The sequence below is a fragment of the Flavobacterium sp. P21 genome, from assembly GCF_050632225.1.
GTDB lineage: Bacteria > Bacteroidota > Bacteroidia > Flavobacteriales > Flavobacteriaceae > Flavobacterium.
Genome location: NZ_CP192585.1, coordinates 2,177,007 through 2,202,413, shown reverse-complemented (window position 1 = coordinate 2,202,413; position 25,407 = coordinate 2,177,007). Strand labels below are relative to the sequence as shown.

Sequence of the window (25,407 nt, the reverse complement as noted above, 5' to 3'; positions counted from 1 at the left end):
TATGTCTTTAGTTTTAAATTTTGAGCTGTCTCGAGTGTCAGACTGAGCGAAGTCGAAGTCTCACAAAGTGATTCGGTTTGCGTGGCTTCGACTTCGCTCAGCCTGACAAACTTTATGTTTTTTACTTCTTCACAGGAAACTTCCAGTCAAATTCGTCTTTATCATTGATGATCGCACCTATTTCGAATTTTACAACTTCGTCAAATTCAGTCTGAAGGATGAACCAATTGTCTTCGTTGAAGTAATTTTCAAAAGTGTCAAAAGTCTCTTGATTGAATTTTGTAATTCCTTTTGTTGCCAAATCTTTCTTTACATCGGCAATTTTTCTTCCGATTAATTTGAATCCAAAAACTTCTAGATCATTGCTTGAAGCTACTGCATAACCAAATTTAAAATCTTCTTCTTGATAAAAAGTCAATCTGATTTTATGTGCATTGTACACAAAAATCACATTTTCGTCTTCATCTTTATAGTTTTTATCAGGTTTTCCTAAAACAGCCGTTACATCGTTCTGCTTCATTCCGAAAAGCAATTTGTCAATTCCTGATTTTAGATTTATTTTCATAGTTTGTTTTCTTTATTTGAAATGCAAATTTCGTGAAGTTTTTTTGTTATTCGCCACGAATTGCACAAATTTCTCGAATTTTAATCTTGTGATAATTGGTTGATTTACCCTTTTTGTCAGGCTGAGCGGAGTCAAAGCCCTTTTTGGTCATATAAGCCCTTCGACTTCGCTCAGGGCGACAATAGAATAAACCTGCATAAATCTATTACACCAGTATAATCTGTGGCCCATCTTAATTTTGATAATTCTTCTTATTCGGCTTGTTGCTCATATAAAAAGTAATTTTTCCGCCATTCATCACATCAGAATGCTTCAAAAAGGTTTTGAAAGTTCCTTTCCATTTAAAAGCACTTTCGAAACAAATACATTTTTATCGGATTGGTTTACGGTTTCAACTTCAAAGTTTTTTCCATTTTCTAAATTGAAAACCGCATTTTTTACCAGCGGGCTTCCTAATGCATATTCATCAGAGCCTGGCGCAACTGGATAAAAACCTAAACTGCTAAAAATATACCAAGCGCTCATTTGACCAAAATCATCATTTCCGCCTAAACCATCAGCACCATTTCTATACATTTTTTTCAAAATCATTCTGATTTTGTCTTGCGCTTTCCAAGGCGAATTTGTCCAATTGTATAAATACACAACATGGTGCGAAGGCTCATTTCCATGAACATAATTTCCGATAATTCCGTCTCTTGTGATATCTTCTGTATTTTCGAAATATTTGTCAGGCAAATGCATATTAAACAATGAATCTAAACGAACGCCAAATTTGTCGTTTCCGCCCATCAATTTAATCATTGCCGCAGGATCTTGTGGCACGTATAAACTATAATTCCATGAATTCCCTTCAATAAAACCTTGTCCATGTGTGTCTAATGGATCAAATTCTTTTTGAAAGTTCCGTCATTTAATTTCGGACGCATGAATCCAGTTTTTTCATCATACACATTTTTATAATTCTGAGACCTCGCGATGAATTCATTATAAATATCAATCTTTCCTAATTTCTTTGTCGCTTGCGCAATTGCCCAATCATCGTATGCGTATTCTAAAGTCTTTGAAACCGAAGAACCGTTTTTATCTTCAGGAACATAACCCATTTTCATATAATATTCTAATCCGTCGTAATAAGGAACTTTTGCAGTATTGACACATGCTTGAAGCGCTTTTTCAGCATCAAAATTCACATTTCCCTTTACAATTGCATCGGCAACTACTGAAACAGAATGATAACCAATCATACACCAATTTTCATTAGCATAATGTGACCAAATCGGAAGCATTTTATGTACACTTTGATCCGAATGCGCCAACATTGAACTCACCATATCTGCGTTGCGAGTTGGTTGTATAATATTAAAGAAAGGATGCAGAGCACGATACGTATCCCATAATGAATAACTGGTATAATTTTTAAATTTTTCAGCTTTATGAACATTCATATCCAGCCCTTTATAATTTCCATCCAAATCCATATATTCTGTTGGACCTAAAAAGGCATGATACATTGCGGTATAAAAGTTTACATAATCTTCTTTTTGAATAGCTTCTATCTGAATTTTGTTCAATTCGTTGTTCCAAACTTCCTGACTTTGTTTTTTTACTTTTTCGAAATCCCAACCCGGAACTTCTTTTTTCATATTTTCTAATGCTCCAGCCGAACTTACTGGTGATAAAGCCATTTTTATTTTAATTTTTTCGCCTTCTTCGGTATTAAAATCAAAGAACAATTTTAAGTTTTGTCCAGCCATTTCTGGAAAATTTTTCGTTTGATCAAATCTTCCCCAGAAACCTCTGTAAACACTTTTTTCTTGAGCCGCTTGTCCGTAGCTTTTAATTGGTTTGCTGAAAGACATTGCAAAATAAACTGTTCTTGTACGCGCCCAACCGTTTGTCTGACGATAACCTGTTATCAAAGTATCATTTTCTACACGAACAAATGTCCAAACGTTTTTCTTATCATAATTGTAAATTCCTGAAGTCAAATCCAAAATAATATGCGCATCATTTGCCTTTGGAAAAGTATATTGATGCATACCTACTCTTGTTGTTGCAGTCAATTCAGCTTTAATTTTATGATCTTCTAAGAAAACACTATAATATGCTGGTTCAGCTTTTTCAGTAGTGTGTGAAAATGCAGATCTATAGCCTGACAGTGGTTTTGAAGCCACGCCCGGATTCAATTGCAGTTTTCCTGTCGTAGGCATAATCAAAAAATCACCTAAATCTGAATGTCCTGTTCCACTGAAATGGGTATGACTGAAGCCTACAATTGTCTTGTCTTCATATTGATAGCCTGCGCAATATTTATACACTTCTCCATTGTATTTTCCATTCAAACCGTAAGCGATTGTATCAGTTTCTGGACTTAGCTGAACACTTCCAAAAGGAACTGTTGCACCTGGATAGGTATGCCCCATTCTTGCTGTTCCAATCATTGGATCCACATACTGAATTAAATTTCGTTTTTCAGCTGTTTTTTTCTGCGTATTTGAAGTGATTCCAAGTATCAAAAATGAGAATCCGAAAAGAAGGTTTTTGCAATTTATTTTATTCATTGGGTATTTTTTTAATCATTATGTTTTATCCAAAAAAATCAAGAAGTTTCTAAAACGATTTACCTGATTTTTGGTTCAGAAAAATACAATAAAAAATGCTTTTAAAAAATATAAATTTTACCGCAATGTAAACCGGACTGAAGTCCGGCCCTACAATATGAATCGAGCCTAACGGCTCTTTACAATGATTCTGTTCATTTTTTTGATTCTATGAAAAAATGCGATCGATTGAAAAAACATATACAATCAAAAAAAGTTCCGAAGGAATGGTTTATATTGTAGGGCCGGACTTCAGTCCGGTTTAAAAATAGTAAGAGCCGTTGGCTCTTTTTTATTATAGTTTGTTTTTAAGGTTTTCTTTTACCTCATCAAACCATTCGTTTTTAAGGATGCTTAAAACTATTGAATCACGTCGAATATTGCTATCTCTTGTTGGCATATTGCTTCTTAAAATACCTTCGACTTTACAGCCAATGCTCTTCATTGCGGCAATACTGCGCTCATTATTATTGTCGGCACGAAGTTCCACACGTTCCATCCCTAAAGTTTCAAAGGCAAACTGGAACAAAAGAAATTTACAGTGTTTGTTTAGTCCGGTGCCTCTAAAAGCAAATCCGTACCATGTGTAGCCTAATTGCAGTGTTTGAAATTCAATATTTATGTCGTAAAAGCGCGTAGAACCTGCATATTTTTGAGATTTTTTGTCGAAAACGATAAACGGAAATTCTTTTTTGCATTCCCTTGCTTTTATTGCCAATTGAATATAATTAACCAAATTTTCTTTTCCTTCAGCACCAACTAAAGAGTATTTCCAAGTTTCTGGTTCGTTGATAGAAATTTCTAACAGATTTTCAACATCTGATTCTTGAAGTGGACGCAGTAAAACGAAATCATCTTCTAAAATTATATTGTCTGAGAAATTGAAATTTGATATTTTATTCATAATTTATTTTTCGTTATTAAATTATTTTCGTCTATAAATATAAAGTCCCTACGGGACAAATAAAAATCGCAAATCATTTTTTCTACCAATATGTAATCTCTACGAGATATTTACCATCATTTGTGTAATCCATTACGAGCAAAATATTGGTAGTCTATAAATATAAAGTCCCTACGGGACAAATAAAAATTGCATATCATTTTTTCTACCGATATATAATCTCTACAAGATATTTATTGTAATTTGTATAGTCATATTGGTAAAAAGCAAATACCAATATGCAATCTCTACCAGATATTTATTATAATTTGTGTACTCCGATAGGAGTAAAATATTGGTAGAAAAAACAAATTCCAAAATAAAAAAAGTCCCATAGGGACTTTCCTTTTATACGATATTTTACAAAAATCTGAAAAAACTATTCGCTCATTTCATCGTAACGCTCCGGAACTTGCGGATCGTATAACGGGCATTTGAATTCTTCCATTATCGAAACCAATTGATTCATGGTTTTGCCTTCGGTGCCATAACAGTCAATTTTAACACTCTGCGGTGTTGTAATTACTTGAAAAGCGCCTCTTCCAGCATTATTTTTCCAGCTGTTTTCATCAACTCTTTCCCATTTTGAAAAAACGGAATTAATTCGGTTGATAATTACATCGATCGGAAGAACTGCAAGTCCTTGTATCTCTTCTTTCTCAATAAGAGCTTCGTAAACTTCCTGATTATTCAGGTAAATTTCATCTAAATATCTCCAAAAAAGCAGTTCGTACATAATTCTGGCGTTTTATAAATTGTAGAGACGCACAGCAGTACGTCTAAAATCACGAAAGACGCACTGCTGTGCGCCTCTACAGAAAAAATTTAATATTCAAATGTTCCGTATTCGCTTGAAATAGTAAGTTTTTTAGTATCTGCTACTTCTACTCTACCAACGATTTGTGCATCAACATTGAAAAATTTTGAAATCTCAATAATATCTTGCGCAATGCTTTCTGGAACGTAAAGCTCCATTCTGTGTCCACAGTTAAAAACTTGGTACATTTCTTTCCAATCTGTTTTTGATTGTTCTTGGATTAACTTGAACAATGGCGGAACTGGAAATAAATTATCTTTGATAATGTGCAAATCTTTTACGAAATGCAAAATTTTAGTTTGTGCGCCACCACTGCAGTGTACCATTCCGTGAATATCTTTTGGAGTGTATTTATCTAAAATTTTCTTGATGATTGGTGCATAAGTTCTTGTTGGCGAAAGCACTAATTGTCCAGCGTTGATTGGGCTGTTTTCTACTTCATCAGTCAAATTAACTTGTCCTGAATAAATCAATTCTTCTGGAACTGTCAGCATCGTAGCTTTCTGGGTATTTTTTAGCCAAATATTTTCCGAATACATCGTGACGAGCAGAAGTAAGTCCGTTGCTACCCATTCCGCCGTTATAACCTTTTTCATAAGTTGCTTGACCAAATGAAGCCAAACCAACAATTACATCGCCAGCTTGAATATTCGCATTATCAACAACGTCGCTGCGTTTCATTCTTGCCGTCACAGTAGAATCGACGATAATGGTACGAACAACATCTCCAACATCAGCAGTTTCACCACCTGTTGAATGAATGGTAACGCCAAAAGATTTTAATTCGTTGATTAATTCTTCTGTTCCATTGATGATTGCAGAAATTACCTCAGCTGGAATTAAATTTTTATTTCTTCCGATAGTTGAAGAAAGTAGAATATTATCTGTTGCTCCAACACATAATAAATCGTCAATATTCATGATCAGAGCATCTTGAGCGATTCCTTTCCAAACTGAAAGATCTCCAGTTTCTTTCCAATACATATATGCTAATGATGATTTTGTACCGGCGCCGTCAGCATGCATAATCAAGCAATGTTCTGAATCTTGGGTAAGATAATCTGGAACAATTTTGCAGAATGCCTGTGGAAATAAACCTTTATCAATATTTTTTATTGCGTTGTGTACGTCTTCTTTTGATGCCGAAACACCTCTTTGTGCGTACCTTTTGCTAGAATCTGAACTCATGAAACTTAGTTTGTGTTGATGTGGTGCAAAGATAATTAGATTTTTTAATTCTTGGGTTTATACCAATTTAAAATTAGATTTTATTAGAACTTAATCTTCTGCATTACGATTATTCATTTTATAAAAAAATCGACAGTGAGCAAACTGCCGATTTTTTGACATCAAAATTATTCGAAGATTATGATATTTTTATTTCCAGTCAGGCATCGACGCATTTTGGAACAAAGTTGTCCTTGTACTGTCGTCGGTTGTGCTGACAGTTTGTATATTTTTAGCTGAAAGCCCATCATTAGAGGTATTTACAAAAATGACTTTTGCTTCATTTGGCGAAAATTTCACATCGAGGTCGTTGAAACCATTTTCTTTACCTGATGACAATTCTGCCGATGTATTTGTTGCAACTGTATAAATGAATATTCTGGAATCTAAACGTCTGTAATCTGCATTTTCAAATCCGGAGACATCTCTGGCGTAAACGACTCTTTTATTATCAATCGAAATATCAATTCCGCTTGCACCTCCGGTGACTCCAGAAAGTACCGTATATAATACAGTTCCGCTCATATCTATAGCATAAATTTCGACGCTATAACCTGAAACATCATTTACTTTTAGGATAATTTGGCTTCCATCTCGACTCCATTCGCATTCTGAAATAAATTTGCCGTTTGGTGTTTTAAACAATTGTACCAATCCAGATCCATCAGCGTTTATGCGGTAGAGTTTGTCAAAATTTGGATAAATCAATTGACTTCCATTTGTACTCCAGGAATAACTCACATTGTCCATATTGAAACCTGCTATCGGAACAAAATTGGTAATCTTTCGCACATCTGTACCATCCGGATTCATACTGAAAATTTGATTCAATGATCCGTCAGTGCTGATATAAGCAATTCGGTTAATGCTTAAATTTTTTCTTGGTCTGAAACTATTCACCTCTGCTGAAGACAATTGAAGTTCATTTCCGGCATCATCAGCAGTAAAAATTACATTGTTGTTTTTTATTTTTTTGACATACATGTATCTCGGATTCGGGAAAGCCAATGTTCTAAACGAATTTGTGACACTATTTATAGGCTTGTTGATTCCGTCATCAACACTTACTTGCCAGTAATATTTAGTACTGAAACTTAAATCCTTGATATTTAAAGTTGTTGTTTTAAGATCTGAATACGTTTTCACTTCATCTGTAGTTCCGTTTTTTACCGTCACTGTATAAGTCAACGGATCGCCTTCAGGGTCTTTTGCAGTCCAAGTCAGGTCAAGGCTTAAAGCTTGTCCGGTAGAATTGTCGATAGGCGATGTAAGTACCGGAATTTCTGGCGGTTTATTAGTCGCTGTTGATATTTCTAGCTCAAAAATAACTTCAATTTCAATATCTTTTTCTATTGTACCTGGTACAAATCTGGCAATGAAACCATCTTTTTGGGCCTGAAATGCATATTTCCCTGCTGGTATTTTGTCTATTTTAAAATATCCGTCCTTATCAGTATATACTGTGCTCGTTGTTGGACTCGAAGACACACGAGCATTTTCGATTCCAGTATATGTACGGACATCAACAACTCTTCCTTTAATTGAACCAGTTCCTGTGTTATCAAACTGCTCTTCACTGCAAGAAATTAAAAGAAAAAAGCACGCCAAAATTTTTAATCCTATTTTCATTTGAGACTGAATTTTATTAAACTTATATTGATTTAATCCTTTAATCATTAATTATTAAAGATCAAAAGGTCGCTTATTTTTTCTTATAATTTGTTTTTTTAGGAAAGTAATATGTCATTCCAAGACCTATGCGGTAAAAATAATCATCCCTGACGCCAGCGACGAGATGATCGACATTATCGCTGAATGCGGCATTGAACTCGCCATACATTTTGATTCCGACATGGGGCGAGACAAGATATTCGACTCCTGCTCCAAATTGCACTTTGCTGTGAAAATTTTCTCTATGATGATCAAATTCAAATCCGGTTCCTGCAAAAACAAAAGGAGAAAAAACGTCACGGGGCAATATGATGCATTCCAGATTAAGATCTAAAGACAAATAGCCATAATCCATATAATTTCGATTTGCCACCTGAAAAGCATTTGAGGAAGCACTTAGATTAAATGTTGGAGAGAAAAAGAATTTAATTGCTCCTCTTACCATTGGCATAGGCTTGGGATTTGGATAATCGCCTTGCATAATCGCCGTTCCTCCTACCGCTTCTATGCCAAATCTCGCTCTTCTGTTTTCGCTTAAATTTCTGTTATATAATTGTGCTAAATCGGCTTCGTTTTTTTCTTTGTCATATTCAGCCACAAAATCGTCGATTTGTTTTTGCGGTGCATTTACTTCCCAAAGTTTATCTTTTATTCCGTCAACAATTAGTCCTTCAACGGCTTTTTCAATTGCTTCTGTAACCGCCATCTGGATTGGTTCGTTTCTTGTAAAACCAGTTTCAACTTCCAAAAGCCTGTTTAAATTCACATATCTGAACAAACTTGCATCAATACTTTGTGAGAGAATGGTTTTTGAAACATAAACCGTATTTAAGATTTTTCCGTTTGAAGTTGATACTAGTCTCAAATACACTGTTACTCGGTCTTGTCTATATTGAGTAGAACCTCCAGCTCCAAAATATCTGGCACCAAAACCACCTGTAATTATATTTGTATCATAAGAAATAATTCCACCTTCCAACAAAACTCCGGCAAATAAAAGCGGGGTTAAAACTGCCTCATTTGGTTCTGTTTTTGACGCATACTCTTGGCGCGTAGAACGAATAATATTTCTTTCATTTAAAAGATTCCCCAGATTTTCACGCTCAATAGGAATAAACCATTTTGAATCTTGTAAAGCTTTTATCAAAATAGAAGTTGCTCCTTGCGTTACAGCTGTACTGAAGGTACTTCCTAGCTCAGTAGGCTTGTATTGTCCTGTCTGGTCTTTAAATTTATAAACACCCACAACAATTTGCTCTTTGGGCTTGGGCATTTCTACCAATTTGGCAGTGGCAGGAGTATTTTCTCCATATACCGCTTTCTGCACTCCAACAGGCTGATTAAAATATGCTCCACATCCTGAAAATAGGCAAATTAATAAAAATAGAAAAAGGGGACTTTTATTCATAATCTCAATTATTTACAATAATACTTGAACCTTACTTTTACTTTGAACAATAAATTTTATTGTCCTGGAAGAATTACTTGTGTCTGCTCACCAGTTTCTGTATCTAAAACATCAACCACCAATCCTAAATTAGAATGGTAAATGTCTACTGACAACGTTCCAAAAACATAAGTTCCAGGAGAAAGTGTGCCAGTTCCTGTGCCCGTACCGGTACCTGTTCCCGTTCCAGTTCCGCTTCCTGTGCCGGTACTGCTTCCAAATTGATTTTCGAATAATGAATTTGAAAGCCTGTTTAGCAATTGGTTGTTCAAATTGCTTTTGAAACGCTCCAAATCTGTCTGCTGTTTATACTGCGAACCAGTGTCTTCCTTATAATCATTCTGAGCTTGAGCCGAGCTTAAAAGCCAATTATAGTTGAAAGTATCTCCTCCAAAATTTGGATTGGCGACTTTATATTGAAGGTTTTGTGCAATTGATATTGTACTAAAACCGAACAAGCAAACGAGTAATGCTATAGTTTTCATATAGATACTTTTTTTAGTTTGAACATTAAATGGTAAACTCTTTATCGGAAAAATATACTCAATTGAAAACTTAGTATTGAGTAATCATTTTGTTTTGCTTTTCTAGATCTTTAAAATACTTGAATAGCTTTTGAGAGGCTGAATCTGCCATGTATTTTAAAAAATCTTCGTCAGGACGCGAAATAAACTCCTCAATAATATCACTATCAACTAAGATTGTAATTTTGGTTGTGCGTCCAAAAGTCAGTTCTTCTTGAACCGTTACGATTTTGGTAGTATGAATTTTCAGTTTTGAATATTGTGCATAAAACATATCATAAAAATCATTTCCTAATTTTGTTTTGGCATCATTGGCGACTATTCCAACCATTTCGATGCCGTCAACAGGGAAAGATTTTCCTGCGTCTGATTCAGTTTCTTCATTAAAAACAATTCGGTCTTTACCAATTATGGCATTTTTTTCATCATAAATCAGCAACATTACAATCACTTCATCCTGTTTGGTATAATTGATTTGCGTTTTAGACAATTCTACCCTTTGGATTGGTTCAAGTGTTACTCTTCCGTCTTGTGCATTAGTTGATTTATTTGAATTTGATTTGTTTTTTTTGAATACGCTTAGTTTATATGAAATATTCTTAAACTCTGATTTTAAATTTTCTGCAGTTCCGGTTATAAATAATAAATTCTCGATTTCCTTAACTTCAATTTTAGCTTTTACCTCCTTATTATACTCCGTCTGCGAAAACCCGTTTTCAGAAAAAAAATAACAAAAACTACAACAATTATGTTTAGATACCTTTTCATGATCCTAGCGATTGAATACGTAAATTGTACCAGAATTTCCAGACTGATTGATGATCATATCCCTGGATATTGAATTTGATCCTGTACTGAAAATCGTTAAATTATTGCCTTCTTGATTGACCTTCATCGATTCGACTCCTCGGGAGTACAATGAAACATCACTTATATAATTATTATTACCTGACTGTATATAAGATTGATTTATTTCGTCTGCTTTTTTGTAGACATTCATATAGTTATTATTACCCGTTTGCTGTGCAGTCACATTAGCATTGTTACTGATAATAGTTAAATTAGCCTGATTATAACTGCCAATTTGAGTAATTTTGACTATGTTATGACTTATAATATATTGATTGGTATTCTGATTTTGATTGCGATTGTTTGATTCATTCATGGCTATAACATAATCATTTACATTTCCATCAATTGATTGTGAGAATATAATTCCTGTGAAAAGAAAAAATAGGATTAGTACAGCTTTCATAACTTTTGAAATAATAAAAAAAGGAAGAACTGATATATCTAGTTCTTCCTTCTTCTGGTTTGTTTTAGTTAGATTGGATTACTAAGCTTCCGTTAAGTGCTCCAACTTGAGTGACAGTGCTGTCATGGCCCCATCCAAATTGTGCTGTAGTCATGAAGTTTGCGATTCCGTACTGTTCAATGCTAGAAGTATTAAACCATCCTGCTTGAATTGTCAAAGCATTATTGAATATTCCATATTGTTCAGTAGAAGCATCATTTCCAAATCCTACCTGAATTGTTGCCTCATTATTCAACCAGCCTACTTGAGTAGAAGAAGCTGTATTGAAATCACCAAGTTGAAAGATATCAGAAGAGTTGTCTGCTCCAAACTGAGTTACATAAGCTTGATTTCCAACCCAGAATCCTTGGAAAATATTTGAATCATTATCATCTCCAATTTGAGTTACGACAGCAAGATTTCCTGCTCCTAATTGAAGAATTGTAGATTCGTTGTCTTCCCCATATTGCCCAACAAGAGCAACGTTTGCAATACCAATTTGGTCTACATCAGACATATTGTCTTCACCAACTTGAACTACTAATGCACCATTTAATAAACCAGCTTGGTCTACATCACTCACATTGTTTTGCGCAAAGGCAATACCTACCACTAGCATCGCGGAGATGCTTAAAATTACTTTTTTCATAATAAATATATTTAATTGGTTATTAATACAAATTATTATGCAGGTTGTAATTTGGGGAGCAAAAATTGGGGAATCGTTTTTAATGAAATCTGAGATGAAAATTGGGGTTATTTTCTGATTTCTTTTTTCAAAATTAGAAAACTTACAGAAAACCAAAACGGGTATAAATACTTATTTTACAGCAACTTAACCTACTTTTCGACAAACTGTAAAACTATCTCGACGAACTGCTGTTTTTACCTTTTTTATTAGTACGAAAAAACTTAGTTATAGCAATTTATTTACTTACAAAGACTTGTGAGGCGTTAATAAAATGTTAAAAAAATAGTCATTTTTAACATATTGCCAAAAAAACCTGTCTTTTTAAGACAGGTTTTTATCTAAATTTTGAGAATATTATTTCGTAAACAGCAACTCTCTGTATTTAGTCAGAGTCCAGCTTTCATCATCTACTAGTAATTCTAATTTATCACAGTGATTGCGGATATCCTCGAAATACGGTTTTACCTTATTACAATATGCCTCCGCCATTTTTTGCGCATCAGTGAGTTGATTGGCTTTCTTTCTTTCATTAGTCATTGCCAATACTTTTGAATTAATTCCTTCAATATGTCCTGAAATTTCTTTAATCAAAACAATTTGTTCTTTGGCTAATGCTTCAAAATCTTTTGCGAAAATTTCTTTCAATCCTTTTACATTTTCAATTAAAGTGTTTTGATATCGAATCGCCGTAGGAATTACATGGTTTCTAGCGATATCGCCTAAAACCCTTCCTTCGATTTGGATTTTCTTAGTATATTCTTCTAATTCAATCTCGTAGCGTGCTTCGGCCTCCACGTGATTAAAGATTCCTAATTCTTCAAATAAGGTCAAAGCTTGTTTTGAAACTTTTGCTTTAATTGCTTCTGGAGTTGTTTTAAAATTGCTCAAACCTCTTTTTGTCGCTTCTTTTTCCCAAGCTTCGCTATAACCGTCGCCTTCAAAAAGAATTTTTTTAGATTGTTTGATATATTCTCTCAAGACATTAAAGATAGCATCATCTTTTTTCATGTCTTTATTTTCAATCAAGTTTTCAACTTCATTCTTAAAATCGATTAATTGTTTGGCAACAATCGCATTCAAAGTTGTCATTGCATTTGAACAGTTTGAATTTGAACCTACAGCTCTAAACTCAAATTTGTTTCCTGTAAAGGCAAAAGGCGAAGTTCTGTTTCTGTCTGTGTTATCTAATAATACGTCTGGAATTTTTCCAACAACGTTTAATTTAAGATCTGTTTTTTCTTCTGGAGAAAGTTTTCCTGTTGTTACACTTTCTAGTTCAGATAAAACTTTAGTTAATTGCGCTCCAATGAAAACCGACATAATTGCTGGCGGTGCTTCGTTTGCTCCTAACCTGTGATCGTTGCTCGCAGTTGCGATTGATGCTCTCAATAAAGTTTCGTTGTCGTTTACCGCTTTGATTGTATTAATAAAGAAAGTCAGAAACTGTAAATTACTCATTGGCGTTTTGCTCGGACTCAATAAATTAACGCCAGTATCTGTAGCTAACGACCAGTTATTGTGTTTTCCAGAACCGTTTACTCCTTTAAATGGTTTTTCATGGAATAAAACTTTAAAATCATGACGCTCAGCAACTCTCTGCATTACATCCATTAATAAAGAGTTGTGGTCAACTGCAAGATTTGTTTCTTCAAAAATTGGCGCTAATTCAAACTGATTTGGTGCAACCTCATTGTGACGCGTTTTTACCGGAATTCCCAACAACATACATTCTTGCTCCAAATCTCTCATATAAGTAAGAGCACGAGTTGGAATCGATCCAAAATAATGATCGTCTAACTGCTGTCCTTTTGCAGATGTATGTCCTAATAATGTTCTTCCAGTCATCATCAAATCTGGACGAGAATTTGCCAAAGCTTTATCAATTAGGAAATATTCCTGCTCCCAACCCAAAGTTGCAGTTACCTTTTTTACGTTTTTATCAAAATAGCGACAAACTTCGGTCGCGGCTTCATCAATTGCCGATAATGCTCTTAATAATGGAATTTTATTATCTAAAGCTTCACCAGTGTAAGCGATAAAAACTGTAGGAATACATAAAGTTGTACCATATATAAATGCTGGCGAAGTTGGATCCCAAGCGGTATATCCCCTCGCTTCAAATGTATTACGGATTCCTCCATTCGGGAAACTAGATGCGTCTGGTTCTTGTTGCACTAATTGCGCACCGCCAAATTTCTCTACAGATTCACTTCCATCATATGAAGTTTCAAAAAAAGCATCGTGTTTTTCTGCAGTTGTTCCTGTAAGAGGCTGAAACCAGTGCGTATAATGCGTCACACCTTTAGACAAAGCCCACTCTTTCATTCCCATAGCAATATAATCTGCCAGTTTTCTGTCGATTTTAGTTCCATGCTGAATGGCATCTCTTACTCCTTTTAATGCATCTGAAGTCAAGTACTGCTTCATCGCTTTTTCGTTAAACACATTTGATCCGAAAAGATTTGATTTTCGACCAATTTCTTCAAAATGCACCGGCTTTCTGTTTGAAGCTTGTTGTAAAGCTTGGAAACGTAATGTTGACATGGTATGTAAAGTTTTAATTCGTACTAATTTTCATAAAAAAAATGAAGAACAAATATAAACAATAAAAGTGCCTGTTCAGAATATAAATTTGAGTTTTTTGAGCTATGAATTCTCAACAGATCAGTCTTTTTTCAGAGAATAAGCAAAGGCATTTGAAGAAATATAACAATTAACAGCAATATTCTCTATTAAATAAACATTTTTTCATAATTCCTTAACTCAAAAATTCAAAAATAGCCCTTAATTATTACGAATTTATTTTTTATACCCGTCTAAAATTGCTTTTTTAAAAATATACCCCTACCAAAATTACGCTTCTCTAAAAAATTATACTCTGCAAAACAAAATAGCCCCCTAATTTTTAGGAGTAAAAAAATAAATCTATATTTGACCCAGCGAAAAAACAAAAAAAATAAATTTATATTATTATGGCTAAAATTAAGTTAGAGTACATTTGGTTAGATGGATACGAGCCAACTCAAAATCTTAGAAGTAAAACTAAAGTTGAAGAGCACGAAAATTTCAAAGGAACATTAGAAGAACTTGGAAACTGGTCATTTGATGGTTCGTCAACTAAACAAGCTGAAGGTGGTTCTTCTGACTGTCTTTTAGTTCCTGTTGCAATTTATCCAGATCCAACTCGTATCAATGGATGGTTAGTAATGTCTGAAGTTATGTATGCAGACGGAACTCCACACCCATCTAACGGAAGAGCTACAATTGATGATGAAGATGATGATTTCTGGTTCGGATTCGAGCAAGAGTATTTCATCATGGATACTAAAACTCAACTTCCACTTGGTTTCCCAGTTGGAGGATACCCTGCTCCACAAGGGATGTACTACTGTTCAGTAGGTGGAAAAAACACTCACGGTAGAAAATTAGTTGAAGAGCATGCTGATTTATGTATCGTCGCTGGAATCAACTTTGAAGGAATCAACCAAGAGGTTGCTTGCGGACAATGGGAATTCCAATTATTCGCTAAAGGAGCTAAAAAAGCTGGAGATGAAATCTGGGTTGCTCGTTACTTATTAGATCGTTTGACTGAGAAATATGGCTATTATATTGAATATCACCCAAAACCTCTAGGAGATACAGACTGGAATGGTTCTGGAATGCACGCTAACTTCTCTAACTCAGTTCTTAGAACTTGTGGTTCTCAAGAAACTTATGAGAAAATCTGCGAGGCTTTCCGTCCTGTTACTAAAGAGCACATTGCTGTTTACGGAGCTTACAACGAGCAACGTTTAACTGGTAAGCACGAAACTGCTTCTATCAACGATTTCTCTTATGGAGTTTCAGACAGAGGATGTTCTATCAGAATTCCTTTGATGACTGTTCAAAAAGGTTGGAAAGGTTGGTTGGAAGACAGAAGACCAGCTTCAAACGGAGACCCTTACAAAATTGCCGCAAGAATTATCAAAACTGTTAAATCAGCGCTATAATTCAAAGCTTAAATTATATTCTAAAAAGTGCCAACTTAATTGTTGGCACTTTTTTTATGCTATTAATATTCCTGATTAAACCCGACAGGTTTTAAAAACCTGTCGGGTTCAACAGCAACAACTTTGACAAAGTTCCAACAACCAACACCAACAACCAACAATTAACAATAAACAATTATTAAGAATACCTTTCTTATAAATAATTTTTAATTTAAACTTCAAAACTTATCTTTGTAGATCATTAAAAAAAATTGTTATGATAGTCTGGTCACTCTTTTTACTTGCTGTAGTTTTTATTCTTGCTTTAGACCTTGGTGTCTTCAACAAAACTCCTCATATTATTAGCACCAAAGAAGCCAGCAAATGGACCTTGATTTGGGTTACATTATCTTTTTTGTTTTCGGGAGTAATCTATTGGCTTTACACTACAGATTATATTGCAAATCCTGACAAACTGCAACCTGCAGTAGCTTCAATGAAGTTTATCACGGGTTATCTGATTGAGCTCTCACTGAGCGTAGACAACATTTTTGTGATTGCAATTATTTTTGCTTCGTTCAAAATTCCGCAAAAATACCAGCATCGTGTTTTGTTTTGGGGAATTTTAGGCGCAATAGTTTTCCGCGGCTTGATGATTTTCTTTGGCGTAATGCTGATTAATAAATTTACTTGGACAACGTATTTATTTGGTGCATTCTTAATTTTTACAGCTGTAAAAATGTTATTTTCTGGCGACGATGAAGATTTTCACCCAAAAGATTCTTTTATATATAGAATATTAGGAAAAGTTATGCCAATTACCTCTGAAATGGATGGCGAGAAATTTTTTATTTCGACCAAAACTGCAAAAAAGTCGCAACGCCATTATTTGTAGCGTTGATTGTAATTGAAGTAATGGACGTTTTATTTGCAGTTGACAGCGTTCCAGCAATTCTAGCCATTACTAAAGATCCGTTTTTAGTATTCAGTTCTAATATTTTTGCTATTCTAGGATTACGTTCTATGTATTTCTTCTTGGCAAATATGTTGGCAAAATTCAGTTATTTGGAATATAGTTTAGTTGCGATTTTAGCTTTCGTAGGATTAAAAATGCTTCTCCATGATTGGATTGAAGTTCCAGAATGGGCTTCTTTAGGATTTATTGCATTATCACTTTTAGTGGGAGTTTTAGTTTCTCTTAAATTTGGAAAAGAAAAACTATTGACTGATTCAGATGTAACTGAGAAATAATCTTTGTAAAACATATAGACATAAAAAAAGGAAATCTTGCGATTTCCTTTTTTTATTTGTTAATTCACTTAATTAAGTTTTTTCACATTTGAATCATCAATGTTGTATCTCTTAATAACTTCATTATAATTAGAATAATCAGGTTTAGTAGTCGATTTACTAAACACAGCACCTGGAATAATAACAACTCTAAATGTTTTATTCGCTGTAAAACTAGAAGGTAAAGAATTCAATGCAAGATTAGAATCTATAAAAATTGAAAATTGATCAAATGAAAAATCAAAATTATATTGTGCAGTTCCATTAGGGAAATAATATACTTGTGGCAATAGCGCCCATGCATCAATTCCGTCATTAGTATTAACTAATTCATAGACCAAAATATTGTCAGTTTTCGCTATAACTGGATCAAGCACAAATGTCCTTCCGTAATTATTAGCACTAGTAAAATCAAAAGTGACCTCAAAAACTTCATTAACTCCAGTTGGTCCGGGAGGCCCTTCCGGTCCTTCACAGCTTGAAAACACAATTAATCCAACAATGGCAAATAAGGTAAGTATCTTTTTCATAATATTTGTTTTTTAAAGTTTATAAAGGTATTCCAAAAACCAAACCAAAAAAAGAAAAACATGATTTTTCCTTTATTTTTTTTATCTCACCTACATTTAACAAATCGTTTTACTCGTAAAACACACATAATTAAAGGATAAAGAAAAAATAATTTTCAAAAAAAGCATCCGCTTTTAACGGATGCTTTAAATAAGATTTATAAATTAATTAATTACTGGCAGAAATGATTTTTTTAGTACTACTGCCTTTACTAGTCGTAATTTGTAGAATGTAAACTTGAGATTTGCCAACATAGAAATCAATATTAAAGTTGTATTCTTTTACTAAATAAGAATTTGTATCTGTTTCTGAAGCTAACAATTTTCCTGATAGATCAAACAATTCAATTTTAACATCGCTCGCATAATCAAAGTTATAACGTATGGTAATATTATCTTTGAATGGAACAGGATAAGCATCAAAACTAGGTTTTTTACTTTCTTTCGCATTGCTTTCTACAACAGCTGTTTCTGTAGTAGTAGGTGTCTGAGTAACTATTGACCCTTGAGTAGCAGTACAAGCAAGCGGCTGAATGTTGTATCCCATTGATATTCTACATTCATCAAATGCATTATTTATCAAATCTACCAAACTTGCAATGTCAGAAAGAGAAAGTCCATAAGTGTTTCCGCCTCCCAATGCTTGATTAGCCAAGCTAAACAAATCACCAACTGTTTTATCTCCCGCTAGTTTACTAACCACATTATTCGGAATAGTGTAATATTTGTATTCATTACTTACTGTTCCGTCAGGATTACAAGAACGTACTTTTGGAGTTTTAGATCCGCAACCACCTTCAGGTTGAGCAACTGCCAATATACCTGCCTGCAATTTGAATTTACTTAACTCACTATCAATACCTAAATTAAGTCCTAAGGTAATGGTTTGAGCCAATAAGGTATTATCAATCGTTCCTTTTTTAAGATACGATGCAGGCAATGCACTAATATGAGGATTTCCATTTGCCAACACTTTACTTGGTCCTCCTCCTGGTAGAACTGCTATCACAGCATTAATATCAGTTTGATTGTTAGATATTAAAACAGATTTTCCAATTAAACCAATTGTCATTGTTCCTCCTGGATAACTACTTAATGCTTTCGCAATAAGCTGTACGGTATTATAAGATTGTCCTCCTACACATGCATTACCACCAGGGCTTCCATAAGCTCCTTGGGTGTAAGTGCAAATTGGAGTTGTACATGGAGTAATCAAAAATGTTGATACTTTTTTAATCGTTTCACAACTGTTCGAAACAACATATTCAATAACTAATGCCGTTCCTACCTGAGGTTTCACAAATTGAGATAAATCTGTAGCCTGAACATTTCCAGCACATCCTCCAGTAAATTTAAATCCAGCAATCCATGCTAAAAATGCACCATCTGGATCTTCACCGCAAACAACAGTTTTATTTGGAGGACTCAAAACATTAAGCAAATTAACTTTAGTAATAGTGAAGTCTCGGCTAATAGTTGTTTCATAACATTTATCGGTTACTTTATAAGTCACTGTCACTGTTCCGCCGTCGCATAGTTTCGGTGCAACCGGACTGCCTTGGATGACTCCTTTCGCATCGCATCCGCCACTTACTTTAAAGCCCGCTTTGAAGGTCTCGAAAGCGGCATCCAATGCGGCTTGATCCACATAAGCGCAGGCTGAGGAATTCACTGCTGTCGGAGCTTCAGTGCTTACCGCTGAAGGAACGGTAATAGTGAAGTTTTTAGTGATTGTAGTGGTATAACATTTATCAGTGATCTTGTAACTTACACTCGTAGTTCCACCCTGACATAAGTTTGGCGCCACTGGACTGCCTACAAATACACCTTTTGCATCACAACCTCCGCTCACCTTAAAGCCTTCTTTGAAGGTTTCAAAGGCGACGTTTACAGCAGACCTGATCGGCATACGCACAGGCTGAGGCGTTCACTGCTGTCGGAGCTTCAGTGCTTACCGCCGCAGGAGCCGTGATGGTGAAGTCTCGGCTGATTGTAGTCTCGTAGCATTTGTCGGTCACTTTATAGGTCACTGTCACTGTGCCTCCATCGCATAGTTTCGGAGCCACCGGACTGCCTTGGATTGCTCCTTTCGCTTCGCATCCTCCGCTCACTTTAAAGCCCCCTTTGAAGGTCTCGAAAGCAGCATCCAGTGCGGCCTGGTCGGCATAAGCACAGGCTGAGGCGTTCACTGCCGTCGGAGCTTCAGGGGTTACGGCCGCTGGAGCTGTGATCGTGAAGTCTCGGCTGATGGTAGCAGTGTAGCATTTATCAGTCACTTTATAAGTAACTGTCACTGTTCCGCCGTCGCACAATTTTGGCGCTGTCGGACTGCCTTGGATCTCTCCTTTTGCATCGCATCCGCCGCTCACCTTAAAGCCCGCTTTGAAGGTCTCGAAAGCGGCATCCAGTGCGACCTGGTCGGCATACGCGCAGGCTGAGGCATTCACTGCTGTTGGAGCTTCAGGGGTTACGGCTGATGGAGCTGTAATGGTGAAGTCTCGGCTGATGGTTTGCTCATAGCATTTGTCGGTAACTTTATAGGTCACTGTCACTTTTCCGCCGTCACATAGTTTCGGCGCTGTCGGACTGCCTTGGATCTCGCCTTTTGCATCGCATCCGCCGCTCACCTTAAAGCCCGCTTTGAAGGTCTCGAAAGCAGCATCCAGTGCGGCCTGGTCGGCATACGCGCAGGCTGAGGCATTCACTGCTGTTGGAGCTTCAGGGGTTACGGCTGATGGAGCTGTAATGGTGAAGTCTCGGCTGATGGTTTGCTCATAGCATTTGTCGGTAACTTTATAGGTCACTGTCACTTTTCCGCCGTCACATAGTTTCGGCGCTGTCGGACTGCCTTGGATCTCGCCTTTTGCATCGCATCCGCCGCTCACCTTAAAGCCCGCTTTGAAGGTCTCAAATGCGACATCCAATGCGGCCTGGTCGGCATACGCGCAGGCTGAGGCATTCACTGCCGTCGGAGCTTCAGGGGTTACGGCTGATGGAGCTGTGATGGTGAAGTCTCGGCTGATGGTTTGCTCATAGCATTTGTCGGTAACTTTATAGGTCACTGTCACTGTTCCTCCATCACATAGTTTCGGAGCAACCGGACTGCCTTGGATCTCGCCTTTTGCATCGCATCCGTCCGCTCACCTTAAAGCCCGCTTTGAAGGTCTCGAAAGCGGCATCCAATGCGGCCTGGTCGGCATACGCACAGGCTGAGGCATTGACTGCCGTCGGAGCTTCAGGGGTTACGGCCGCCGGAGCTGTGATCGTGAAGTCTCGGCTGATGGTTTGCTCATAGCATTTGTCGGTAACTTTATAGATCACTGTCACTGTTCCGCCGTCGCATAGTTTCGGAGCCATCGGACTGCCTTGGATCTCGCCTTTTGCATCGCATCCGCCGCTCACCTTAAAGCCCGCTTTGAAGGTCTCGAAAGCAGCATCCAGTGCGGCCTGGTCGGCATACGCGCAGGCTGAGGCATTCACTGCTGTCGGAGCTTCAGGGGTTACGGCCGCCGGAGCTGTGATGGTGAAGTCTCGGCTGATGGTTTGCTCATAGCATTTGTCGGTCACTTTATAAGTAACTGTCACTGTTCCTCCATCACATAGTTTCGGCGCTGTCGGACTGCCTTGGATCTCGCCTTTTGCATCGCATCCGCCGCTCACCTTAAAGCCCGCTTTGAAGGTCTCGAAAGCGGCATCCAATGCGGCCTGGTCGGCATACGCACAGGCTGAGGCATTGACTGCTGTCGGAGCTTCAGGGGTTACGGCCGCCGGAGCTGTGATGGTGAAGTCTCGGCTGATGGTAGCAGTGTAGCATTTGTCGGTCACTTTATAGGTCACTGTCACTGTTCCGCCGTCGCACAATTTTGGCGCTGTCGGACTGCCTTGGATCTCGCCTTTTGCATCGCATCCATGCGCTCACCTTAAAGCCCGCTTTGAAGGTCTCGAAAGCGGCATCCAGTGCGGCCTGGTCGGCATACGCACAAGCTGAGGCATTGACTGCTGTCGGAGCTTCAGGGGTTACGGCTGATGGAGCTGTGATGGTGAAATCTCGGCTGATGGTAGCAGTGTAGCATTTGTCGGTCACTTTATAGGTCACTGTCACGGTTCCGCCGTCGCATAGTTTCGGAGCCATCGGACTTCCTTGGATCTCTCCTTTCGCATCGCATCCATGCGCTCACCTTAAAGCCTGCTTTGAAGGTCTCGAAAGCAGCATCCAATGCGGCCTGGTCGGCATACGCGCAGGCTGAGGCATTCACTGCTGTCGGAGCTTCAGGGGTTACGGCCGCTGGAGCTGTGATCGTGAAGTCTCGGCTGATGGTTTGCTCATAGCATTTGTCGGTAACTTTATAGGTCACTGTCACGGTTCCGCCGTCGCATAGTTTCGGAGCCATCGGACTGCCTTGGATCTCTCCTTTCGCATTGCATCCGCCGCTCACCTTAAAGCCCGCTTTGAAGGTCTCGAAAGCGCATCCAGCGCGGCCTGGTCGGCATACGCGCATGCGGAAGCGTTCACCGCTGTCGGAGCTTCAGGGGTTACGGCCGCTGGAGCTGTGATGGTGAAGTCTCGGCTGATGGTTTGCTCATAGCATTTGTCGGTAACTTTATAGGTCACTGTCACTGTTCCGCCATCGCACAATTTTGGCGCAACCGGACTGCCTTGGATCTCTCCTTTCGCATCGCATCCGCCGCTCACCTTAAAGCCCGCTTTGAAGGTCTCAAATGCGGCATCCAGTGCGGCCTGGTCGGCATACACACAGGCTGAGGCATTCACTGCCGTCGGAGCTTCAGGGGTTACGGCCGCTGGAGCTGTGATGGTAAAGTCTCGGCTGATGGTTTGCTCATAGCATTTGTCGGTAACTTTATAGGTCACTGTCACTGTTCCTCCATCGCACAATTTTGGTGCAACCGGACTGCCTTGGATCTCGCCTTTTGCATCGCATCCTCCGCTCACTTTAAAGCCCGCTTTGAAGGTCTCGAAAGCGGCATCCAATGCGACCTGGTCGGCATAAGCACAAGCTGAGGCATTGACTGCTGTCGGAGCTTCAGGGGTTACGGCTGATGGAGCTGTGATGGTGAAGTCTCGGCTGATGGTTTGCTCATAGCATTTGTCGGTCACCTTATAGGTCACTGTCACTGTTCCGCCATCGCATAATTTTGGCGCTACAGGACTGCCTTGGATCTCTCCTTTCGGATCACATCCGCCGCTCACCTTAAAGCCTGCTTTGAAGGTCTCGAAAGCAGCATCCAGTGCGGCCTGGTCGGCATAAGCACAAGCTGAGGCATTGACTGCTGTCGGAGCTTCAGGGGTTACGGCTGATGGAGCTGTGATGGTGAAGTCTCGGCTGATGGTTTGCTCATAGCATTTGTCGGTAACTTTATAGGTCACTGTCACTGTTCCTCCATCACATAGTTTCGGAGCAACCGGACTGCCTTGGATCTCGCCTTTTGCATCGCATCCGCCGCTCACTTTAAAGCCCGCTTTGAAGGTCTCGAAAGCGGCATCCAATGCGGCCTGGTCGGCATACGCGCATGCGGAAGCGTTCACTGCTGTCGGAGCTTCTGGCGTTACGGCTGATGGAGCTGTGATGGTGAAAGTTGCAGAACATGATTTCTGCAATCCGCAAGAATCGGTAACATTGTAGTTTACGGTTACAGTTCCTCCGCATAGAGCTGGAGGAGTCAAATTCTCTAGCCCAGTAATTGTTAAGGTCCCGTTACCTCCTGAAGCTGTAAAGCCTTGCTTAAATGTCTCAAAAGCGGCATTAACTGCGGCTTGATCGGCATAAAAACAGGAACTTTTTATATTATCTTCAGGACAAGTTATATCAATAGGTGTTGGCGGAGTGTTTGTTACAACTACATCATCTGCCTTTTTACATCCATTTACAGGATCGGTAACTGTCAGGGTATATGTTCCTGCCTTATCAATTGTTGGTGTGAGAGTTGTACCACCTGAAACAATGTTTCCGTCCAATGTACTCCATAAATAAGTAGCATTAGGAGTACTTGACGAACCCGACAATTTTATTGACGTTATCAAACAAGTTAAGGCTTTATCCCCTCCTGCATTAACATTTGGCAGTTCTTTATTTTCAAGAACAGTGACCGTTTTTTTAGCAAAACAGCCTTCCAAATTTGTATAAGCATATACCGTATAAATTCCCTTAACAGATACAACCGGTGCATTTCCTGGTATAAATGGTCCATCGGCTATACCATCAGGTGAAGGTCCGTACCATTTTATAGTAGCATTTGCTGGAGTTGGTGTTGCGGTTAAAGTAGCTGTTGGATTAGTACAAGTCAATGTATTACTAACATTCCCTACTACGGCTACATCCGTAATATTTCCAAATAAATAAGGTCCTGAAAAATCTTTTAATTCTGCAGTAAATGAAGATGAAGATCTTGTTTTTACGATCAAACTACCTAATAAATTTGAACAAGGCGCTTGATTAACATTTCGGCTATCAAGTCCTAACGCTGTCAAATTAAGTCCGAACTCTGTAAACTGCAAAGCCTGATAATTATCTTGAAAAGAGGCTTGCGAACCTTCTAAAGTTCCCCATGGTGGTCCTAATGTAGCGACCGTTACATTAACAACTGCAAAAACATTTGTAAGTATACCTCCTCCTTTTGCTTTTATTTCAGCATATCCGTAAGGCGGCGCGCCATTGCCTTGGTCAAAAACACCAGTAAGATCAAATGGTCTATCAGGTTTTGAGTTAAAACTAGCGATATCAACGCTAGACATCCAAACTCTTACACTACCCAGCGGTTTTGTACCACCATTTTCAAAATCGATGGCAACAAGTACATCACCGGGAACAAGTATTTTTCCAGTAGCATCAAAAGTCCATGCTGTATGTCCTGCTTGACTTCCTGTACCGACTAATGCGCTACCGTTAAAGCTAACTTCTGTTCTAAAAAATTCAAAATCAAAATGTGAATTCCCATCAGAAGAAATTTTAGATGCTCCTCCATATCCCCATAAAATTCCATTAGGATTAATTGCTAATGCGACCGGAGATAAATCCCTTCTTAAATAGCCGTACACATCAACAATATCATCCTTTTGAGGAATACTCCCTGAGCCTAAAGCCCAAGTAGTTGGATTATCACCATTCTTGTTAGAATTTCCAGAAAAAATATTAGAGTCGTTGTTACTTTGTGTTGAATTTCCATCACGTCCATAAACAGCATCAATCCACAAATAATTACCAACCATGGTGTTTTTGGGTTTCGACATTCTTTTTTCGAATGTAAAATTATTATTAGCCTGGATTGATGTTTTCAGTCCCGCCGCATTGGTCTGATCGATAATATTTTGACCCGTTCCATTGGCAAAAGCCGAACTGAAAAACCAGTCATCATAAATACCTGAAACCGTAGGGGGAACTAAAAATTGTTCTTTGTTTGCGTAAACATCTGCATCAATACCAAAATTAGCTTGTACAGTCGCTCCAGATATAGCTTGTGAATACGAATAGGGATGAAAAGCAAATAGCATAAAAAATACCATCAAGTAATAATGATACTTCTTGTGCACAACAACTTTCACCAAACTAAAATTTGGAAAAACCAAATTAATAAGAGAACAACGAAAGATTTTACAAAATTCATGTATAATCTTCATGTGATAAAGGATAGTTTTTTTCATAATAATAGTATTTAGAATACCATTACATTAGCGAAAAAACAGATAGTTTGCAGATTTGGCAATTACATGTAAATAATAAACCATCTTCAAAAGTGATGAAGTACAAAATCTAAAAAACTCTTATAAAAAGACTTGACCCTC

The 25,407-nt window shown here is 37.7% G+C and carries 16 protein-coding genes and 3 pseudogenes; 2 read left to right on the top strand and 17 right to left on the bottom strand.

Annotated elements, in window-relative coordinates:
* Positions 1-121: 121 nt before the first annotated feature.
* From ACQ9BO_RS10890 to ACQ9BO_RS10835, 12 genes and pseudogenes are all read right to left on the bottom strand, one after another.
* On the bottom strand, positions 122-565 hold the full coding sequence (locus ACQ9BO_RS10890; RefSeq protein ID WP_132990028.1) for a hypothetical protein: 444 nt from the start codon (positions 563-565) through the stop codon (positions 122-124).
* A 232-nt stretch (positions 566-797) separates the two neighbouring features.
* A pseudogene (locus tag ACQ9BO_RS10885) lies at positions 798-3,129 on the bottom strand (GH92 family glycosyl hydrolase).
* Positions 3,130-3,463: 334 nt separating this feature from the next.
* Positions 3,464-4,072, bottom strand: coding sequence for a GNAT family N-acetyltransferase (locus tag ACQ9BO_RS10880; RefSeq protein WP_431244718.1), 609 nt, complete (start codon positions 4,070-4,072; stop codon positions 3,464-3,466).
* A gap of 418 nt (positions 4,073-4,490) precedes the next feature.
* Positions 4,491-4,847, bottom strand: a complete 357-nt coding sequence (locus ACQ9BO_RS10875; protein ID WP_431244717.1) for a hypothetical protein — start codon at positions 4,845-4,847, stop codon at positions 4,491-4,493.
* 89 nt (positions 4,848-4,936) lie between these two features.
* Positions 4,937-6,116, bottom strand: a pseudogene (locus ACQ9BO_RS10870) (AIR synthase related protein).
* A gap of 189 nt (positions 6,117-6,305) precedes the next feature.
* Entirely contained in the window at positions 6,306-7,784 is a 1,479-nt protein-coding gene (locus ACQ9BO_RS10865; protein ID WP_431244716.1) for a carboxypeptidase-like regulatory domain-containing protein, read from the bottom strand.
* Positions 7,785-7,857: 73 nt separating this feature from the next.
* A complete protein-coding gene (locus ACQ9BO_RS10860; protein WP_431244715.1) occupies positions 7,858-9,234 on the bottom strand; it encodes a CsgG/HfaB family protein in 1,377 nt (458 codons plus the stop codon).
* A gap of 56 nt (positions 9,235-9,290) precedes the next feature.
* Positions 9,291-9,758: a curli assembly protein CsgF gene (locus ACQ9BO_RS10855; protein WP_431244714.1), complete on the bottom strand. Its 468-nt coding sequence runs from the start codon at positions 9,756-9,758 to the stop codon at positions 9,291-9,293.
* A gap of 70 nt (positions 9,759-9,828) precedes the next feature.
* Positions 9,829-10,287, bottom strand: a complete 459-nt coding sequence (locus ACQ9BO_RS10850) for a CsgE family curli-type amyloid fiber assembly protein (protein WP_431244713.1) — start codon at positions 10,285-10,287, stop codon at positions 9,829-9,831.
* A gap of 282 nt (positions 10,288-10,569) precedes the next feature.
* Complete coding sequence (locus ACQ9BO_RS10845; protein WP_431244712.1) at positions 10,570-11,052, bottom strand: hypothetical protein; 483 nt, start codon at positions 11,050-11,052, stop codon at positions 10,570-10,572.
* Between the two features lie 64 nt (positions 11,053-11,116).
* The gene (locus ACQ9BO_RS10840; protein WP_431244711.1) at positions 11,117-11,740 is read right to left on the bottom strand and encodes a hypothetical protein; all 624 of its coding nucleotides are present in this window, start codon (positions 11,738-11,740) and stop codon (positions 11,117-11,119) included.
* A 396-nt stretch (positions 11,741-12,136) separates the two neighbouring features.
* Positions 12,137-14,326, bottom strand: a complete 2,190-nt coding sequence (locus ACQ9BO_RS10835) for a glutamine synthetase III (RefSeq protein ID WP_431244710.1) — start codon at positions 14,324-14,326, stop codon at positions 12,137-12,139.
* Positions 14,327-14,754: 428 nt separating this feature from the next.
* Here ACQ9BO_RS10835 and ACQ9BO_RS10830 point away from each other — a divergent pair, with 428 nt between their 5' ends.
* Complete coding sequence (locus ACQ9BO_RS10830; RefSeq protein ID WP_431244709.1) at positions 14,755-15,771, top strand: glutamine synthetase beta-grasp domain-containing protein; 1,017 nt, start codon at positions 14,755-14,757, stop codon at positions 15,769-15,771.
* 256 nt (positions 15,772-16,027) lie between these two features.
* A pseudogene (locus ACQ9BO_RS10825) lies at positions 16,028-17,001 on the top strand (TerC family protein).
* Positions 17,002-17,069: 68 nt separating this feature from the next.
* Here ACQ9BO_RS10825 and ACQ9BO_RS10820 read toward each other — a convergent pair.
* The 5 genes from ACQ9BO_RS10820 to ACQ9BO_RS10800 all read right to left on the bottom strand — a co-directional run bounded on the left by ACQ9BO_RS10820 (position 17,070) and on the right by ACQ9BO_RS10800 (position 25,167).
* On the bottom strand, positions 17,070-17,570 hold the full coding sequence (locus tag ACQ9BO_RS10820; protein WP_431244708.1) for a hypothetical protein: 501 nt from the start codon (positions 17,568-17,570) through the stop codon (positions 17,070-17,072).
* Between the two features lie 208 nt (positions 17,571-17,778).
* Positions 17,779-19,518 (bottom strand): T9SS type A sorting domain-containing protein, encoded by a 1,740-nt coding sequence (locus ACQ9BO_RS10815; protein WP_431244707.1) that lies wholly within the window; start codon positions 19,516-19,518, stop codon positions 17,779-17,781.
* The gene (locus ACQ9BO_RS10810; RefSeq protein WP_431244706.1) at positions 19,484-20,671 is read right to left on the bottom strand and encodes a hypothetical protein; all 1,188 of its coding nucleotides are present in this window, start codon (positions 20,669-20,671) and stop codon (positions 19,484-19,486) included. Before ACQ9BO_RS10810 ends, ACQ9BO_RS10815 begins: the two co-directional genes overlap by 35 nt.
* A 16-nt stretch (positions 20,672-20,687) precedes the next feature.
* Positions 20,688-21,470 carry a hypothetical protein gene (locus tag ACQ9BO_RS10805; protein ID WP_431244705.1) on the bottom strand — a complete coding sequence of 261 codons (783 nt, stop codon included), beginning with the start codon at positions 21,468-21,470 and terminating at the stop codon, positions 20,688-20,690.
* 571 nt (positions 21,471-22,041) lie between these two features.
* Positions 22,042-25,167 carry a hypothetical protein gene (locus ACQ9BO_RS10800; RefSeq protein WP_431244704.1) on the bottom strand — a complete coding sequence of 1,042 codons (3,126 nt, stop codon included), beginning with the start codon at positions 25,165-25,167 and terminating at the stop codon, positions 22,042-22,044.
* Positions 25,168-25,407 lie beyond the last annotated feature (240 nt).

What these genes read in the sequence shown, in the direction of transcription:
- ACQ9BO_RS10890 (WP_132990028.1), bottom strand. Translation starts at nt 565, where the DNA reads ATGAAAATAAATCTAAAATCAGGAATTGACAAATTGCTTTTCGGAATG.
- ACQ9BO_RS10880 (WP_431244718.1), bottom strand. Translation starts at nt 4,072, where the DNA reads ATGAATAAAATATCAAATTTCAATTTCTCAGACAATATAATTTTAGAA.
- ACQ9BO_RS10875 (WP_431244717.1), bottom strand. Translation starts at nt 4,847, where the DNA reads ATGTACGAACTGCTTTTTTGGAGATATTTAGATGAAATTTACCTGAAT.
- ACQ9BO_RS10865 (WP_431244716.1), bottom strand. Translation starts at nt 7,784, where the DNA reads ATGAAAATAGGATTAAAAATTTTGGCGTGCTTTTTTCTTTTAATTTCT.
- ACQ9BO_RS10860 (WP_431244715.1), bottom strand. Translation starts at nt 9,234, where the DNA reads ATGAATAAAAGTCCCCTTTTTCTATTTTTATTAATTTGCCTATTTTCA.
- ACQ9BO_RS10855 (WP_431244714.1), bottom strand. Translation starts at nt 9,758, where the DNA reads ATGAAAACTATAGCATTACTCGTTTGCTTGTTCGGTTTTAGTACAATA.
- ACQ9BO_RS10845 (WP_431244712.1), bottom strand. Translation starts at nt 11,052, where the DNA reads ATGAAAGCTGTACTAATCCTATTTTTTCTTTTCACAGGAATTATATTC.
- ACQ9BO_RS10840 (WP_431244711.1), bottom strand. Translation starts at nt 11,740, where the DNA reads ATGAAAAAAGTAATTTTAAGCATCTCCGCGATGCTAGTGGTAGGTATT.
- ACQ9BO_RS10835 (WP_431244710.1), bottom strand. Translation starts at nt 14,326, where the DNA reads ATGTCAACATTACGTTTCCAAGCTTTACAACAAGCTTCAAACAGAAAG.
- ACQ9BO_RS10830 (WP_431244709.1), top strand. Translation starts at nt 14,755, where the DNA reads ATGGCTAAAATTAAGTTAGAGTACATTTGGTTAGATGGATACGAGCCA.
- ACQ9BO_RS10820 (WP_431244708.1), bottom strand. Translation starts at nt 17,570, where the DNA reads ATGAAAAAGATACTTACCTTATTTGCCATTGTTGGATTAATTGTGTTT.
- ACQ9BO_RS10815 (WP_431244707.1), bottom strand. Translation starts at nt 19,518, where the DNA reads ATGCCGATCAGGTCTGCTGTAAACGTCGCCTTTGAAACCTTCAAAGAA.